The organism is Bifidobacterium italicum (genome assembly GCF_002286915.1).
Classification (GTDB): Bacteria; Actinomycetota; Actinomycetes; order Actinomycetales; family Bifidobacteriaceae; genus Bifidobacterium; species Bifidobacterium italicum.
The window spans coordinates 12,578-27,624 of sequence record NZ_MVOG01000018.1 but is presented as its reverse complement, the minus strand read 5'-3'; the positions used below and the strand labels follow the sequence as shown (position 1 = coordinate 27,624).

Annotated in this window: 15 protein-coding genes, 1 tRNA gene and 1 pseudogene; 9 read left to right on the top strand and 8 right to left on the bottom strand. The window is 68.7% G+C overall.

The window, feature by feature from the left end; all coding sequences use genetic code 11:
• Window positions 1–496, bottom strand: a pseudogene (locus tag B1400_RS05440) (DivIVA domain-containing protein); the annotation flags it as partial.
• 142 nt (window positions 497–638) lie between these two features.
• Between B1400_RS05440 and B1400_RS05435 the strand changes: the two are divergent.
• A tRNA-Val gene (locus B1400_RS05435) sits at window positions 639–712 on the top strand.
• Window positions 713–807: 95 nt separating this feature from the next.
• The gene (locus tag B1400_RS05430) at window positions 808–1,302 is read left to right on the top strand and encodes a hypothetical protein (RefSeq protein WP_133064627.1); all 495 of its coding nucleotides are present in this window, start codon (window positions 808–810) and stop codon (window positions 1,300–1,302) included.
• Between the two features lie 81 nt (window positions 1,303–1,383).
• On the opposite strand, the gene B1400_RS05425 is transcribed toward B1400_RS05430, so the two are convergent.
• Window positions 1,384–1,806 (bottom strand): DUF3052 domain-containing protein, encoded by a 423-nt coding sequence (locus B1400_RS05425; protein ID WP_095613422.1) that lies wholly within the window; start codon window positions 1,804–1,806, stop codon window positions 1,384–1,386.
• 114 nt (window positions 1,807–1,920) lie between these two features.
• Window positions 1,921–2,787 (bottom strand): YlbL family protein, encoded by an 867-nt coding sequence (locus B1400_RS05420; RefSeq protein WP_095613421.1) that lies wholly within the window; start codon window positions 2,785–2,787, stop codon window positions 1,921–1,923.
• 101 nt (window positions 2,788–2,888) lie between these two features.
• On the opposite strand from B1400_RS05420, the gene B1400_RS05415 reads away from it, so the two are divergent.
• The gene (locus B1400_RS05415) at window positions 2,889–4,358 is read left to right on the top strand and encodes a zinc-dependent metalloprotease (RefSeq protein ID WP_095613416.1); all 1,470 of its coding nucleotides are present in this window, start codon (window positions 2,889–2,891) and stop codon (window positions 4,356–4,358) included.
• A 20-nt stretch (window positions 4,359–4,378) separates the two neighbouring features.
• Here B1400_RS05415 and B1400_RS05410 read toward each other — a convergent pair whose 3' ends face one another.
• Window positions 4,379–5,869: an ATP-dependent helicase gene (locus tag B1400_RS05410; protein WP_095613420.1), complete on the bottom strand. Its 1,491-nt coding sequence runs from the start codon at window positions 5,867–5,869 to the stop codon at window positions 4,379–4,381.
• 115 nt (window positions 5,870–5,984) lie between these two features.
• Between B1400_RS05410 and B1400_RS05405 the strand changes: the two genes are divergently transcribed.
• Window positions 5,985–7,466: a phosphotransferase gene (locus B1400_RS05405; protein ID WP_407641070.1), complete on the top strand. Its 1,482-nt coding sequence runs from the start codon at window positions 5,985–5,987 to the stop codon at window positions 7,464–7,466.
• Window positions 7,467–7,585: 119 nt separating this feature from the next.
• Entirely contained in the window at window positions 7,586–7,813 is a 228-nt protein-coding gene (locus tag B1400_RS05400) for a DUF3107 domain-containing protein (protein ID WP_095613415.1), read from the top strand.
• Window positions 7,814–7,908: 95 nt separating this feature from the next.
• On the opposite strand, the gene B1400_RS05395 is transcribed toward B1400_RS05400, so the two are convergent.
• Window positions 7,909–8,793: a PHP domain-containing protein gene (locus B1400_RS05395; RefSeq protein WP_095613414.1), complete on the bottom strand. Its 885-nt coding sequence runs from the start codon at window positions 8,791–8,793 to the stop codon at window positions 7,909–7,911.
• A 153-nt stretch (window positions 8,794–8,946) separates the two neighbouring features.
• Between B1400_RS05395 and B1400_RS05390 the strand changes: the two genes are divergently transcribed.
• Both B1400_RS05390 and B1400_RS05385 read left to right on the top strand, forming a co-directional pair.
• On the top strand, window positions 8,947–9,663 hold the full coding sequence (locus B1400_RS05390) for a vitamin K epoxide reductase family protein (RefSeq protein WP_095613413.1): 717 nt from the start codon (window positions 8,947–8,949) through the stop codon (window positions 9,661–9,663).
• Window positions 9,664–9,708: 45 nt separating this feature from the next.
• Window positions 9,709–10,023, top strand: coding sequence for a DUF4190 domain-containing protein (locus B1400_RS05385; protein ID WP_095613412.1), 315 nt, complete (start codon window positions 9,709–9,711; stop codon window positions 10,021–10,023).
• A 34-nt stretch (window positions 10,024–10,057) separates the two neighbouring features.
• Here the strand turns inward: B1400_RS05385 and dapF are convergent, their stop codons facing one another.
• Window positions 10,058–10,951 (bottom strand): diaminopimelate epimerase, encoded by an 894-nt coding sequence (gene dapF / locus B1400_RS05380; RefSeq protein WP_095613411.1) that lies wholly within the window; start codon window positions 10,949–10,951, stop codon window positions 10,058–10,060.
• Between the two features lie 143 nt (window positions 10,952–11,094).
• Between dapF and murI the strand changes: the two genes are divergently transcribed.
• Together murI and B1400_RS05370 are read left to right on the top strand one after the other, a co-directional pair.
• A complete protein-coding gene (murI, locus tag B1400_RS05375; protein WP_095613410.1) occupies window positions 11,095–11,895 on the top strand; it encodes a glutamate racemase in 801 nt (266 codons plus the stop codon).
• Window positions 11,896–11,909: 14 nt separating this feature from the next.
• Window positions 11,910–12,758, top strand: a complete 849-nt coding sequence (locus B1400_RS05370; protein ID WP_095613409.1) for a patatin-like phospholipase family protein — start codon at window positions 11,910–11,912, stop codon at window positions 12,756–12,758.
• 102 nt (window positions 12,759–12,860) lie between these two features.
• Here B1400_RS05370 and B1400_RS05365 read toward each other — a convergent pair whose 3' ends face one another.
• Complete coding sequence (locus B1400_RS05365) at window positions 12,861–13,790, bottom strand: SPFH domain-containing protein (protein ID WP_095613408.1); 930 nt, start codon at window positions 13,788–13,790, stop codon at window positions 12,861–12,863.
• A gap of 254 nt (window positions 13,791–14,044) precedes the next feature.
• Complete coding sequence (locus tag B1400_RS05360) at window positions 14,045–14,950, bottom strand: cysteine ABC transporter substrate-binding protein (protein WP_095613407.1); 906 nt, start codon at window positions 14,948–14,950, stop codon at window positions 14,045–14,047.
• Window positions 14,951–15,047 lie beyond the last annotated feature (97 nt).

Here is a 15,047-nt window from a genome sequence, read left to right as displayed (position 1 = left end):
GCCCCGCGCCGTCGTCGCCGGCCGCGGCGTCGGAGCTGATGCGGTCGAGCTCGTCGCCGACCTGGTCGATGATGCGGTCGATGAGGCGGTCCACCTGTTTGCGGTCATAGGAGGGCTTCTTCGCCTCCCCCGGCGCGAAGCGTTCGCCTGCGGCGCGCTCGGCATGCGCCTCGATCTGATGGTAAAGCGCCTCGACCTGCGCCTTCCACGCGACGCGGCCGAGTTCGGCGATCTCGTAGGAGGTGTCCTTGTCGCTGACGGCCTTCGCGAGCCGTTCGAGCGTCGCGTCGACCTGCGGGATCGAGTAGCCGCCCCTGACGATGTCGAAGGACGCGTCCTGGATGTCGCTGCGCCTGAGTTCGACGCCGTCCTGCTCGTACAAGGCGTGCGCCTGTTCGAGGAAGGCGTCCACCTGGCGCACATCGTAGCCCTTCTTGCGTTTGCCCACGCGTTCGATATTCGCCGTGCCGCCCGTCGCTTCGCGTTCCTGCGCCATCGTCTGTCCTCCTCGCGATTTCGTACCACTGCTAGATTACGTGATGTTTGAGACGCGTGCACGGCGCCGGCCGCCGCGCGGCGCCCGCGACACCCGTCCGGGCGCCGTTTTCTTCACCCGTCGTTGTACAGTGGTGCCCCATGGGCGATTAGCTCAGCCGGTTAGAGCGCCACCTTTACACGGTGGATGTCGGGGGTTCGAATCCCTCATCGCCCACTTACCCCACCATCGCCGTCCGCGGGAGGCCCCCGCGCTCAGCTGTGCGAGGGAACGCCGTCGCGTCCCTGCCGCGTTCCTTATAATCGTGAGCCATGAACACCCCATTGGACGTATTGTCGAACCCGTTGAAGACGTTGCAGGCGCTGCTGCCCGGAACGCCGCGGCGCGAGGTGGGGCTCGAGGAGCGGGTCGACGCCCTCGGCCTCGAAGTGAGCCGCCTCGAACAGGAGGCGCATTGGCGCGCGGTCGACGACGACCGGCGCATCACCGAGCTGACGCGCGCCCTCGAGGAGGAACGGGCGCACCGCCCGCATCCCACGCCCGCGGCGAAGCGCGCCGACATGATCGTCGCGCTCGTCATGCTCGTGCTGTCGGCCGGCATGCTCATCCCGGTCATGCTCACGCTGTTCGGCGTCATCGACCCGGCGCACGCCGTCATCCGCTGGGTGACGCTCGGCCTCATCGCGCTCGCCTTCGCGTTCGCGGTCGCCTTCGCGATCCTGCGCGAGCGCTTCCCCCGCACCTTCGCGATGACGCTCGTGTTCGTCTGCGCCGTCATGATGCAGCTGTGCGCGTGCCTGCTGTGAGCGTGGCCCCGATGCCCGCCCATGCGCCGATACGACATCGCCGCCGGCCTCCCGATGGGGATCGCCGGCGGCGATTGGCGTCTAGCGGTTCGAGCTCTTGCCGAAGGCCCGCAGGCGGATGCCGTTCCAGTCGTCGCTGACGGTCAGCGGCGTCGACGCGTTCATGCCGGCCGTCTTCGACGCGTTCTGCACGGTGTTCGCCCCCGGCGCCCCGTCGCGTCCCGGTTTCGGCGTGAGCACCCACAGCGGTCCGTCCTGCCCGAGCACCGCGTAGGCGTCCATGATCGTGTCCGACAGGCCGTCCTCGTCGTCGCCGTCGCGCCACCAGATGATCGCGCCGTCCACGGCGGAATCATATTCCTCGTCCACCAGTTCCTCACCGGTCAACGTCTCGATGTTCTTGCGGATCGTATCATCCACATCGTCGTCCCAGAGCCATTCCTGGACCAGGTCCCCCGTGCGGAAGCCGAACTCCTCAGCTTTCTCAGATGCCGTTTGATTCACGTTCGCCAATATAGCAACACCGGCGAACACGCCCGGACGCCGGCCGCGGCCCGCATGTCCGGTCGTAATCGGCCCGGAGCGGCCGTTCGCGCATCCCCGCGAGCGGCCGCTCCGTCATCCGGCCGTGCAGCGCGGCAGCGCGTCCCCGCGCCCCTCGCCGATCGCGACGAGCGCGCGGTACGCGTCGTCGAGCGTGGACACCCTGACGTCGCGCAGCCCTTCGGGCACATGGCCGACGACCTCGTCGCAGTTGGCGGACGGCGCGAGGAACCATGTGGCGCCGTCGCGCTGCGCGCCGAGCATCTTCAGGTCGATGCCGCCGATCGCGCCGACCTCGCCCTCGTCGTCGATCGTGCCGGTGCCCGCCACCGTCGTCTTCGCCGACTCCTCGGCCGGCGTCAGCATGTCGACGAGGCCGAGCGCGTACATCATGCCGGCCGACGGGCCGCCGATGTCGTCGACGTGCATCGTCACCTTCGCCCCCTTGACGTCGACGCCGAGCTTCGCGGCGTAGTCGAGCCCGGCGGTGACGGCCGCGTCCTGGGACGAGGTCATCTCCTGCTGCGATTCGCGCTGGTACTCCTCGCTCGTCTGACCGGGAGGGAAGACCGCCTCCTGCGGCATGACGAGCATCCGTGGGTCGGCCCAGCCCCACAGCGCCTCGGCGTTCGAGACCGGGTATCCGGGCACGCCGGCGGCGTTTACGGTGACGAGCAGCAGCCTGCCGGAGTCCTTGTGGGTCCGCACGCCGGACACGTCGATGACCTTCCTGCCGCCGCTGTCGCCGAGCACGTCCTGCGTCGGGCCGGGCGTCTCGACGACGTAGGCGCTCGGCATCAGCAGGATCACGGCGCCGAGCAGCACGGCGAGCGCGCCGACGGTGAAGCCGAAGGGCCTGCCCCGCCAATGCGCGGCGAGACGGCGCAGCGGACCGGGGCGCGCGACGTCCTGGGCGGGATCGGGGATCTGCGTGTGCGACATGCCTCCCATACTATGACCGCGGCGGAATTATTTCGGCGCGTCGCGTATTGAGACAGGTAGGAAAACATGAAGCGCACAGACGAGTATGAAGGGAACCCATGATGGATGAGAACACGTTGCGCCAATGGTTCATCGACTGCTTCGGCCCCGTGCAGGGCGAGATGGCGTGGAGGCAGCTCGAGTCGCTGCCCGACCAGATCCGCGAACAGCTGATGAGCCAGAGCCCCGAAGACCTGCCCGACCCGGCGCAGATCCGCGGCATGATGCAGGCCTTCGCCGGCGGCGGCCTCAATTCCTTCGGCGAGATGCAGCAGACGATCGCCGAGGGCCCGATCAACGTCAAGCTCGCGAGGTCGATCGCGCTGCAGCAGGCGAACGACGCCGAAAGCGAACGGATCGTCACCGCCGAGGAGGGCTCCGCGATGCGCCGCGCGATGAGCGAGGTCAACCTGTGGCTCGATACGACGACCGACTTCGATCCGGCGCCCGACCACGCCGAGGCGCTGACGCGCGCCGCCTGGGTCGAGGGCACGATCGAGCAGTGGGCGCAGTTCGCCGCCCCGGTCGCGGCGTCGATGAACGACGCGCTCGGCGCCGTCATCTCCGAGCGCCTCGGCGACGCCTTCGACGGCGAGATCACCGGCATGTTCGCCGGGCCGGTGCCAATCCCGATCCCCGAGGGCATGAAGGACCCCAGGCAGCTGATGAAGCTGTTCGCCAACACCTCCTACGCGATGCAGCTCGGCCAGGCGGCGGGCGCGATGTCGAAGGAGGTGCGCGGCAGCTACGACCAGGGCATCGAACTGCTCAGGAACCCGGCGGGCGGCCTCATCATGCAGAACGTCGACGAATACGCGCGCGCGCTCGAGATCGACGCGGCCGAGGTCACCGCGTTCATCGCGCTGCGCGAACAGGCCTATGCGCGCCTGTACGCGACGGTGCCGTGGCTCATGCCGCGCTTCGCCGCGCTCATCGGCAAGTACGCGCGCGGCATCACGATCGACCTCGACGCGATGGAGGAGCAGCTGCGCGGCGCCTCGTCACTCGACCCCGAATCGCTGTCCGGAGCCGTCAACCTGTCGAACGTCGGACTGACGACGACCGACGAGCAGAAGGAGACGATGCATTCGATCGAGACGCTGCTCGCGCTCGTCGAAGGGTGGGTCGACTGCGTCGTCTGGCGTTCCGGCATGGCGCACCTGCCGCATCTCGAGCAGCTGCGCGAGATGATGCGACGCGAGCGCGCCGTCGGCGGCCCCGCCGAGCTGACCTTCGAGAACCTGCTCGGCCTGCAGCTGCGCCCCAAGCGCACACGCGAGGCCGCGCAGCTGTGGGAGCGCATCACCGCCGGACAGGGCGTCGAGGCGCGCGACGCGATGTGGGGGCATCCGGACCTGCTGCCGAGCCTGCCCGACGAGGCCGACCGGACCGGTGCTGCCGAGCCGAAGGGCGAGCGTATCGATTGGGACGCCGAGCTGAGCCGTCTGCTCGACGACGACGCAAACGATGACGGCACGAATGACGGGGCCAACGGCACGAACGGCCCGGACGACGGCACGCGGTCGAACTGACGGCGTGCGTCAGCGAAGAATCAGCGAAGAAAGCGGCTTACGTCCCTGACGAAGCCGCTTTCCCCGTTCACGCGGCGCGCATAGGACAGATGCAGCGCGTCCTCGGCGCGCGTCACCCCCACATAGAGCACGCGCCGCTCTTCCTCGAGCGTCGTCGGATCGTCGGAGGCGTGGAACGGCATCAGCCCGTCGGACAGCCCGACGAGGAACACATGTTTGAATTCGAGGCCTTTCGACGCGTGGATCGTGCTGACCGTCGCCCGTCCGCTGCGCGCGCCGGCCGCGTCGGCGATCGCGGACATGTCCGCCGCAGGCATGTCCGCGATCGCCGACTGCTGCCAACCGGCGTCGCGGCGCACCTGATACGGCACGCCGGCCTCGCGCAGCGCGCGCACGAACGGCCCCTGCTGTCCGTTGATGCGCGTGAGCACCGCGCAGTCGGCGGCGCGGCCGCCTCCGTCGACGACCCCGCGGATCGCCGCGGCCACGGCGCGCGCCTCCTCGGCGTCGGTGCCGTAGATCGCGCTCGTCACGCGCGGACCGCCGGAACGCACCGCGCGCAGCCGCAGGTAACCGTCGCGCTCGGGCGAACGCGAGAGCACCCGGTTCGCGAGCGCGACGACCTGCGGCGTCGAACGGTAGTCCCGGCTCAGTTCGATGTTCGCGGCGAGCGGCGCGAACTCGCGCGCGAAGTCGTCGAGATAGTAGCTCGTCGCGCCCGCGAACGAATAGATCGTCTGCGCCGGATCGCCGACGACGCAGATGTCTCGGTTGCCTCCGAGCCATCCGCGCAGCAGCCGGTGCTGCAGCGGCGAGACGTCCTGGTATTCGTCGACGGTGAGCCATCCGATGCGCTCGCGGATGTGCGCGGCCGTCTCGGGGAACGCGTCGAGCACATGCGCGCACATGAGCAGGATGTCGTTGAAGTCGATCTGCAGGCGCGCCGTCTTCTCGAGCTCGTACTGGCGGTAGACGTCGGCGAAGCGGCACGCGTCGAGCTGCGCGGGCGGTTCGCGCCGCGTCGCCGCGCACACGCGCGCGTAGTCGTCGGGGGCGATCAGCGAGACCTTGCACCAGTCGATCTCGCGTTCGACGTCGAGCGCGACGCGGCGCTCGGGCTCATGGTTGAGCGCGCGCACATACGCCTGCGCGACGAGGTCGCCGCGCCGCTCGGCGAGCTGCGGGAACGGTCCCTCGCACAGCTCGTTCCACACCTCGCGCAGCTGCGCGAGCGCGGCCGAATGGAAGGTCGCGACGCGCACGCCGTCGACGCCGAGCGCCGCGAGCCGCTCGCGCATCTCGTTCGCCGCCTTGACCGAGAACGTCACGGCGAGCGCCGCGCCGGGACGCCATGCGCCGCTCGCGCAGGCGTAGGCGATGCGCCGCGTGATCGTGCGCGTCTTGCCGGCGCCGGCGCATGCGATGATGCGCACCGGCCCCTCCACGCTCGTCGCTGCGCGACGCTGCGCGTCGTCGAGCCCGTCGAGAATCTCCTGCGCTGATGCCTGCATGCCGACCATTGTGCCACGCGGCCGCCGCACGCGCCGCCGGCCCCCGGCGCCGGCCGTGCGCGGAACGTTGCAATGCTTGCGTTTGCGCGGCGGCTTGTACGCTCCGCATGGAAAAATGGCCGCTGTGAGTGAACGAAGCAATCTGATGTTGGCGGCCCTGGCCTCGGCGGCGATGCCGGACGCGGCCGTCGTCGGCGTGCGCGCCAGCGAACAGGAGAACGACACGGATGCGCGGGACGGCATCGACCAGGCCGTCGTGCAGGATCTGCGCGGCCATCTCTACAACGTCTATGCGGCCGACGACGCGCGCGGCCGACGCCGTCTCGCCGGCCGTGTGCGCGCGGCGCAGGTCGTCGGACGCGCGCGCGAGCTCGCCGGTCTGGGCTTCTCCACCGACCGCGTCGTCGCGTTCCAGCCGGGCGCCGACGACCCGGAGCGCCCGTCGGTGCTCGTCACCGTCCATCCGGAGGGCGTCGCCCGTTCGCTCGAGCTGCTCACGCTCGACGATTGCGCATCGGTGGGCACGGCGATCGGCGCCGTGCACCGGCTTCGCCCGACCTTCCTCACCGAATCCGGCTATCCCTCGTACACGACCGGCCAGATCCGCGCGCAGCTGACGTCGTGGATCAAGCGGCTGCGCCAGGCCGGCCATGTGCCCGGCGAGATCACCGACAGCTGGACGCGCATCCTCGAGACCGAGGGCCTGTGGTCGTTCATGACCTGCCCGGTGCACGGCGGCTACTCCGACGGCGACTTCATCTTCTCCGGCTCGACGATCACGACGATCACGAACTGGCAGGAGATGCAGATCAACGACCCGGCGCGCGATCTCGCCTGGATCTTCTCGAAGCTCGACGAGACGCACCGCAACGCCGTCATCTCCGCCTACGGCCGCATCCTCGGCAACCGTCTCGACGACCTCATCATGCTGCGCGCGAACCTGTGGGTGCAGATGGCGCAGGTCGGCGACTTCATCCAGGCGCTCAGCCAGGGCGACAACGCGCGCATCATGCAGTTCAAGGCGCAGGTCGACCACCTCGCCCAGCAGCTCGGCGCGACGATGCACTGCACACGCGGCTACGATGCGGCCCCCGGCGCGAACCCGAGCACCGTCACCGTGAACACGCTGCTGCGCGAGGACGAGGCGCGCCGGCGCCATGCGACGACTCCGTCGAGCACGCAGGCCGCCTCGGCCTCGACGATCCTCGACACGACCGATGAACGCGACGTCACCGGCGGCGCGGCGCAGGTCGTGCGGCAGCCGGTCGGCGACGACCGCACCGACTCCCATCCGATCGACGCGATCGGCGTCATCGACGCCGACGACACGGCGTCCCGCCAGATCGCGGCCTCGTCGAGCGAGACGATCGTCATCGGCATCGAGGAGCGTTCGGACACGACCGGGCAGACGGCCGCCGCACGGCCCGACCGGGGCGCGGCGCCCTCGGGAAGGCCCGCGAACGGACCGGAGGCGCAGACGCTGCTCATCCCGCTGCTCGAACGCGAGGAGCAGGCGATGCGCGACGCGCGGGCCGGACTCGACCAGACCCATCCGGCGACTGGCGACGGATCCTCCCCGGCCCGGACGCAGGGCTGAACCGATCCCCCGTCGCCCGTCATCCGTGCGCGTAGCGCGATGGCGCGGCGCGGGCCGTCTGCCGTAGAATGCTGTACACGACAAGGACAGCGATCATCAGGACCTAAGGAGAGTCTCATATGGAAATCGAACTCGGCGTCCAGAACGTCACGCGTCCGGTCACGTTCAACTCGGACGAGCCGGCGGAGCAGATCGAGCGCACGATCGCGCAGGCGCTCGAGCAGCACACGCCGATCGTGCTGATGGACAACAAGAGCCGCCGCTTCATCGTGCCGGCCGATGCGCTCGGCTATGCGATCATCGGCTCCGAGACGCGCCACGCAGTCGGTTTCGGCGCGCTCGGCTGACCGCCCGCGACCTCGGCTCAGCGAAGGGCGGCGGAACCGCGATCATCGCGGTTCCGCCGCCCTTCGTCATGCCAGGCGCATGTCGTGCGCCGCGGCTAGCGCCACAGCGGAATCGCGCCGCGGCGCACGATCTCGGCGACCGTCGCGTCGTCGGTCAGGCCTTCGCCGAGCCGGTTCGGCTTGCCCGCACCGTGCCAGTCCGAGCCGCCGGTCACGAGCAGCCCGTAGCGTTCGGCGAGCCCGAGCAGCCGCATGCGCTCTTCGGGAGGGTTGCCGCGATGCCACACCTCGAGTCCGTCGAGCCCCTCGTCGGCCAGATGCGCGATCTGCGCATCGGATAACAACGTCCTGTTGCGGCTCGGATCGGCGGCGTGCGCGACGACGCTGACGCCGCCGGCCTCGCCCACCGCCCGCACGACCTCGTCCGTGCTCGGCGACGGCGTCGGGATGTAGTACTTGCTGCGCGAGCTGACCGCGTCGGCGAAGGCGGCGGAACGGTCCGGGTAGACGCCGGCCGCGACGAGGGCGTCGGCGATGTGCGGGCGTCCGATCGTCGTCCGGTCGCCTTCTCTGACCTGAGCGAGCACGTCTTCCCAGTCGATCGGGAAATCCTTCGCCAGCAACGCGACCATCCTCTTCGTGCGCTCCAGCCTCGCCGCACGCGTGGCGCGGAACAGGTCGCAGATGCGCCGGCTGCGTGGGTCGTACTGGTAGGCGAGCATATGCACGGAGACATCGCCGTCCTGCGCCGTGATCTCGGTGCCGCGCACGAGCGGCAGCCCGAGCTCGCTCGACGCCTCCTGCGCCTGCGGCCAGCCGGCCGTCGTGTCATGGTCGGTGATCGCCACGCCGTGCAGCCCGATCGTCTTCGCGCGCCGCACGAGCTCATGCGGCGTCTCCGTGCCGTCGGAGAACACCGTGTGGCAGTGCATATCCCATCCGCTCGTCGGCGGTGTCATCGCAATCGTTACCTTCGCCATACCCCCATCGTAAACGCTCGGCGCGCGCCGGACGCGCGCTTTCGCCGAAATCGCCGATTCGCCCCATGCATCCCGCGTTCGGTACACTGTTCCACAGCGGCGTGCGGCCATCGGGCGCGCCGACGACATGTCCGACGCAACGAGGAGGCCATCATGCCAGAGCACCGGCAGCAGCGCAACCAATCCGAACCACCGCACGCGACGAACACGGCGGACGCCTCGGCCCCGTCGGCCGCCGCCGGCCAGCCGTGCGCCCCAGCGACGCCGCGCGGCTGGCGCCACGGTTCCACATGGCTGTATCTCGTCATGCTCGCCGCCTCCGGGGTCGCCCTCGTCGTCTCCTTCGTGCTGTCCGCCGAGACGCTGCAGATGGCGCGCGAACCCGGCAAGCTGCTGTCATGCGACGTCAACGCCGTGCTCTCATGCTCCGCCGTCGCCGACTCATGGCAGTCGGAGATCGTCAAATTCGCCGGCCTGAGCTATCCGAACGCGTTCTTCGGCATCGCCGCCGAATCGGTGTTCTGCACGATCGCCGTCATCGGCCTGGCGCGCATGCGCATGCCCCGCTGGTTCGCGGCGTGCACCTGGCTCGGCTCCCTCGCCGCGCTCGCCTACTCGTACTGGCTGACCTCGCAGTCGCTGTTCGTCATCAACGCGCTGTGCCCGTGGTGCCTCGTGCTGTGCTTCGCCACGACGATCCAGTTCATCGCCGTCAGCCACGCGACCGTCACAGTCCAAGGCCTGCCGGCGCGTACGACCGCCCTGCGCACCTACTACCGGCTCAATTTCGATCTGATGGTCGACGCCGTCTGGATCGTTGCGCTCGCCACGCTCATCCTCGTCAAGGACGGCGCCTACCTCTTCGTCTGAATCGTCCCGCTTCCTCCCCCGATTCCCCCCGACCGAAGGAGCATCATGACCCCGCCGACCCCGACGCGCGGCGCCCCCGCGTACGCATCCGCCGCTCCGGCGCGGCCTGCCGAACGCTGGAGCGTCTTCGCCGTCGTCGGCTTCGTCTGCGCGTGGCTGCTGCCTCCGGCCGGCCTCGCGTGCTCGATCGTCGCGCTCGCCAGGATCGCCGACGACCGGACGCTGCGCGGCCGCGGACTGGCGATCGCCGGCATCGTCGTCAGCGCCGTCGTCATGCTCGCCGCGATCGCCGTCATCGCCTGCTTCGTCTGGTTCGGCCTGATGTTCATCCCCTACGGCATGCAGCTGCGCGCGGGGTGAGCGCCGCGGCCCCTCCCCGTGCACGGCGCCGCGCTCACAGCATCTCGATCTTCGCGACGATCGCCGCCGGACCGGTGAGCATGACGTCATCGCCGGTCACGTCGACGTCCACCTTGCCGCCGCGCACGGTGATGCGCCAATGGTTGACGCCGGTCTTCGCATGCAGCACGACGGCCGTCGCGCACAGTCCGGTGCCGCACGACAGCGTCTCGCCGCAGCCGCGTTCGAACACGCGCATCGTCGCCTCGCCGTGGTCCTCGCCGGCGTCGATCTCGTCGATGCGCACGAACTCGACGTTCTGCCCCTCGTCGATCGCAGGAGTCACGACCGGCGCCGACGTCAGATCGATGTCCTCGAGCACCGGCAGCGTGCTGAACGCGTCCTCGACGACGGTCACGACGTGCGGGTTGCCCATGTCGACGAAGGTGCCCTTGCCCGAACCGTCCGAACCGGCGACCGTCACGACGTGCGCGTCGACGTCGCCGATCCTCCACGCGCCCATGTCGACGAGGAACAGGTGCGCGCCCAGTTCGTCGTCGTCGGGCATCGGCGTCAATGTCTTGACGCCGGCGCGCGTGCCGAGCTTGAGCGGCTCGTCGCCGTCGACGCCGTGCATCGTGCGGATGAACAGCGCCGTCGCGCGCGAACCGTTGCCGCACATCTGCGCGATCGAACCGTCGGCGTTGCGGTAGTCCATGAACCACTCGACGCCGCCGTCCGCGCAGGCCTTGAGCTCCTCCTCGCCGATGTCCTTGACGTACTGCGGTCTCGTGACGCGGATCAGCCCGTCGGCGCCGATGCCGAAATGCCTGTCGCAGACCGCCGCGATCTCCTTGGGCTGCGGATCGTAGTCACCGTCGATGTCCTCGAACATGACGAAGTCGTTGCCGGTGCCCTGCGTCTTGTATACCGTCGTTGCAATGCTCATAAGCCCCACTGTACCCGCACAGCCTCCCTCCGATTCCCCGATGCGCGTACGGCCGCTCGCGCCGATGCGCGGCGCTTCGTATAATGACGCGTGTCAGGCGCGTCCCCTTCCCACGCGCAACGGCTCTGTCAGGAGGCATCATCATGGCTTCGTCGGCTCCGATCGGCGTGTTCGATTCCGGCTTGGGCGGCCTCTCCGTCGTCCGTGAGATCCGCCGCGAGATGCCGCACGAGCGCATCGTGTTCTTCGGCGACTCCGCGCACGCGCCCTACGGCACGAAGACTCCCGGACAGGTGCGCGCACTGTCCGGACGAATCGTCGAGGACCTCGTCGCGCAGGGCGCCAAGGCGATCGTCATCGCCTGCAACACGGCGACGTCGGCCGCGGCCGCCGAGCTGCGAGACCGTTACGATCTGCCGATCATCGGCATGGAACCCGCGCTCAAGGTCGCCTGCGACCGCGGCCGCGGACGGCGCCAGCGCGTCATCGTCGCCGCCACGCCGCTGACGTTGAGGGAACGCAAGTTCGCCGCGCTTATGCGTCGCTTCGAATCCGACCACACGATCCTCCCGCAGCCGTGCCCCGAACTCGTCCGCATCGTCGAACAGGGACGGCTCGCCGACCACGACCTCGTCATGCGCACGCTCCGCGGCTACTTCGGCCGCTACGACCTCGACTCGATCGACTCCGTCGTGCTCGGCTGCACCCACTTCATCTTCTACCGCGACTACTTCCGCGAGCTGCTGCCCGATGACGTCGCGATCATCGACGGCAACGCCGGAACCGTCCATCATCTCGACGTCATCCTCGAATCGCTCGGCGCGCTCGCGCCCGAGACGGCCGAGGGCGGCGTCACGCTCATGAACTCCGACCCGTCGCCGCGTGTCGCCGCGCTCGCCGAACAACTGCTGCGCACCGGCGGCGAAACCGGTCTGCAGCGGTGACGTACAATGCTCGAATGACGAACAGCACAGCAATCATCGACGTCGGCGGCGGCTTCCGCGCGATCTTCGGCGCCGGTGTCCTCGACCGCTGCCTCGATGAAGGCATCGCGTTCGACCACGCCTACGGCATCTCCGCCGGCAGCGCGAACCTCACGTCGTTCATCGCCGGGCAGAACACGCGGGCGCACCGCTTCTACACCGAATACGCGTTTCGCAAGGAATACGCGAGCATGGACGCCTACATGCGCACCGGCAACTACTGCGACCTCGACTACGTCTACGGCACCTTGAGCAACCATGACGGCGAGTATCCGCTCGACTACGAGGCCTTCGCCGCGAACCCGACCGGCCTCGACGTCGTCGCCGCCGACGGGCTGACCGGCGAGCCGCGCTATTTCACGAAGCACGACATGCATTACGACGACTACACGATCCTCAAGGCGTCGTCGGCCGTGCCCGTGGCCTGCAAGCCGGTCGTCATCGACGGCGTGCCGTACTTCGACGGCGGCATCGCGGACCCGATCCCGGTGCAGCGCGCCGTTGACGCCGGCTACGACCGCATCGTCGTCGTGCTGACGCGCCTGAAGGACGTGCTGCGCGAACAGCACAAGGACGTCGCGCCCGCCAGACTGCTCTCCCGCTCCTACCCGGCCGCCGGCGATGCGCTGCTCAACCGCTACCGCACCTACAACGACGAGGTCGCGCTCGCCAAACGCTACGAGGAGGAGGGCCGCGTGCTGATCCTCGCCCCCGAGGACCTCTACGGGCTGTCGACGATGTCGAAGACCTACGAGGGGCTGGAGCGCATGTACCGCGCCGGCTATGCGGCGGCCGGCCCGATCGCCGCGTTCCTCGCCTCCTGAGGCGTCCGCGCCGGTACGGGTGCGAGCGGACGGACCACAAAACAGTGTGGGATCCGCGACCGGTTCGGTCGCGGATCCCACGGCTTGTCCGGCGGACGCAGGTCAGACGCGCGGCGCCGGCGGCATCGTCGGCGGCGTATTCTCCTGCGCGGTGAGCATCGCGCTCGTCATCTGCTCGTACAGGTCGCGGTAGCCGCCCGGAGTCGACGCCGGCAGCACGACGGTCTTGCCGTTCGGCGAGTCGGAGAGCGAGCGCAGCACGTCGAGGTACTGGTTGAACAGCACGACGTTGTTCACTTCGGTGATGTCCATGCCGACGGCCTGCAGGCTCTTGATCTGGTCGACGATGCCGGTCGCGATCTCGCGGCGGTAATTCGCCTGGCCTTCGCCCTGCAGACGCACCTTCTCGGCCTCGGCGGCCGCCTGCGTCTCGATCTGGATGCGCTGCGCCTCGGCGCGCTGTCGCGTCGCCTCCTTCTCGCGCTGCGCGGCGTTGATCGAGTCCATCGCCGCCTTGACGGCCGGACTCGGGTCGATCGACGTGATCAGCGTCTTGACGACGGTGAAGCCGAAACGCGCCATCTCGGCGCCGACGGTCTGCTGCACGTCGGCGGCGACCGAGTCCTTCCTCGCGAAGGCGTCGTCGAGCGTGAGCATCGGGATCGCGCTCCTGAGCGCGTCCTCCATGTAGGCGCGCAGCTGGCCCGCCGGGTCGCGCAGCTCGTAGTACGCCTTCGCCACGTCGTCGGCGTTGACGCGGTACTGCGTGCTCGCGACGATCTCGACGAACACGTTGTCGAGCGTCTTCGTCTCGATCTTGACGTTGAGCTGGCTCACGCGCATGTTCGTCTTCACCGCGATCTGGTCGACGAAGGGGATCTTCACATGGATGCCGGCGAAGGTCACCTTCTTGAACTTGCCGAACCGTTCGATGATGTACGCCTGCTGCTGCGGCACGATGTAGCACGAGCAGCACAGCACGATGAGCAGCAGGACGGCGACGACGATCAGGGCGATGGTGCCTGGGGTCATGGTGGTTATGCCTGGGGTCATGGTGGTTACCTCATTTCCTGTGCCCGCGCGGGCACAACGGCTCCCACTGTAGCGCACCCGAGCCGCCCGGATCCCGGCGATTCCGGGAGCCGGAACGCCGTCGGCGCAAACGGTCGACCGCATCGCATGAACGGCCCCGCGCATCCGTCGTCCGGATGCGCGGGGCCGTTCGCATGGTCTGCCGGGCCGTCTTGACGACGGCCCGGTGCTGCGGCGCCACGGCGCCGCAGCGGTCACTCGTCGAGTTCGCCGCTTTCGACGACGATGTCGTCGGGGTTGACCTCGTCGCCGTAGACCGGCTTGAGCGTCTTCTCGAAGTCCTTGTGGAAGAAGTTCTCCTTGCCGAGCTTGACGATCTCGTCGTTGATGTAGTCGAGCAGCTGCGTGTTGCCCTTCTGCACGGCGGCGGCGATGACGTCGACGTCGCCGATGTCTGCGACGCCCACCTTGAAGCCCTTGTTGGCCTTCGCCCATGCGAGCACCTCGGTGTTGTCGGTGCTCATCGCGTCGCCGCGTCCGTCGAGCAGCGCGTTGTAGGCGTCCGCGTACTGGTCGTACTTCTGCAGCTTGATCTCCGGATGGTTCTTCTCGAAGTAGGTCTCCGCGGTCGTGCCCTTCGCGACGATGAGCGTCTTGCCCTTGAGCTGGCTGACATCGGTGATCTCGTTGTTCTCCGGCGAGACGATGCCGAGCGAGACCTTCATGTACGGCTTCGAGAAGTCGACCTTCTCGGCGCGCTCCGGCGTCTCGGTGAAGTTCGCGAGCGTCACGTCGACCTTGTTCGACGCGAGCACGTCGACGCGCGCCGCCGGGTCGACCGACGTGTAGACCGGCTTGACGCCGAGCCCGTCGGCGAGCGCCTGCGCGAATTCGATGTCGTAGCCGGCGTATTTGCCGTCCTGGTCCACATAGCCGAAGGGGGCCTTGTCCGAGAAGACGGCGACGCGCAGTTCGCCCGACTTCTTGATCTCGTCGAGCGTGCGCGCCTTCGCCGTCGTCGTGTTCGACGTGTCGGAGGAGCCGGCTTCACTCGGCGTGGACGCCGACGGGCCGCAGGCCGCGACCGCCGTCACCATCATGACGGCGGCGCCCGCCGCCGCGATCGCCCTGCCCAGCTGTTTGAAAATGGATGAGCTCATCTGCGTTCCTTTCCGTGCTCTTCCGTGGTTTCGTTGAATCTTGACATGTATGTTGACATACGTCGTTGCGGTGGGGTCCCGGGTGTCGGCCCGATCC

Coding starts and splice junctions, on each gene's coding strand:
- B1400_RS05430 (WP_133064627.1), top strand. CDS start 808: ATGAACACCCCATTGGACGTATTGTCGAACCCGTTGAAGACGTTGCAG.
- B1400_RS05420 (WP_095613421.1), bottom strand. CDS start 2,787: ATGTCGCACACGCAGATCCCCGATCCCGCCCAGGACGTCGCGCGCCCC.
- B1400_RS05415 (WP_095613416.1), top strand. CDS start 2,889: ATGGATGAGAACACGTTGCGCCAATGGTTCATCGACTGCTTCGGCCCC.
- B1400_RS05410 (WP_095613420.1), bottom strand. CDS start 5,869: ATGCAGGCATCAGCGCAGGAGATTCTCGACGGGCTCGACGACGCGCAG.
- B1400_RS05405 (WP_407641070.1), top strand. CDS start 5,985: ATGGCCGCTGTGAGTGAACGAAGCAATCTGATGTTGGCGGCCCTGGCC.
- B1400_RS05400 (WP_095613415.1), top strand. CDS start 7,586: ATGGAAATCGAACTCGGCGTCCAGAACGTCACGCGTCCGGTCACGTTC.
- B1400_RS05395 (WP_095613414.1), bottom strand. CDS start 8,793: ATGGCGAAGGTAACGATTGCGATGACACCGCCGACGAGCGGATGGGAT.
- B1400_RS05390 (WP_095613413.1), top strand. CDS start 8,947: ATGCCAGAGCACCGGCAGCAGCGCAACCAATCCGAACCACCGCACGCG.
- B1400_RS05385 (WP_095613412.1), top strand. CDS start 9,709: ATGACCCCGCCGACCCCGACGCGCGGCGCCCCCGCGTACGCATCCGCC.
- dapF (WP_095613411.1), bottom strand. CDS start 10,951: ATGAGCATTGCAACGACGGTATACAAGACGCAGGGCACCGGCAACGAC.
- murI (WP_095613410.1), top strand. CDS start 11,095: ATGGCTTCGTCGGCTCCGATCGGCGTGTTCGATTCCGGCTTGGGCGGC.
- B1400_RS05370 (WP_095613409.1), top strand. CDS start 11,910: ATGACGAACAGCACAGCAATCATCGACGTCGGCGGCGGCTTCCGCGCG.
- B1400_RS05365 (WP_095613408.1), bottom strand. CDS start 13,790: ATGACCCCAGGCACCATCGCCCTGATCGTCGTCGCCGTCCTGCTGCTC.
- B1400_RS05360 (WP_095613407.1), bottom strand. CDS start 14,950: ATGAGCTCATCCATTTTCAAACAGCTGGGCAGGGCGATCGCGGCGGCG.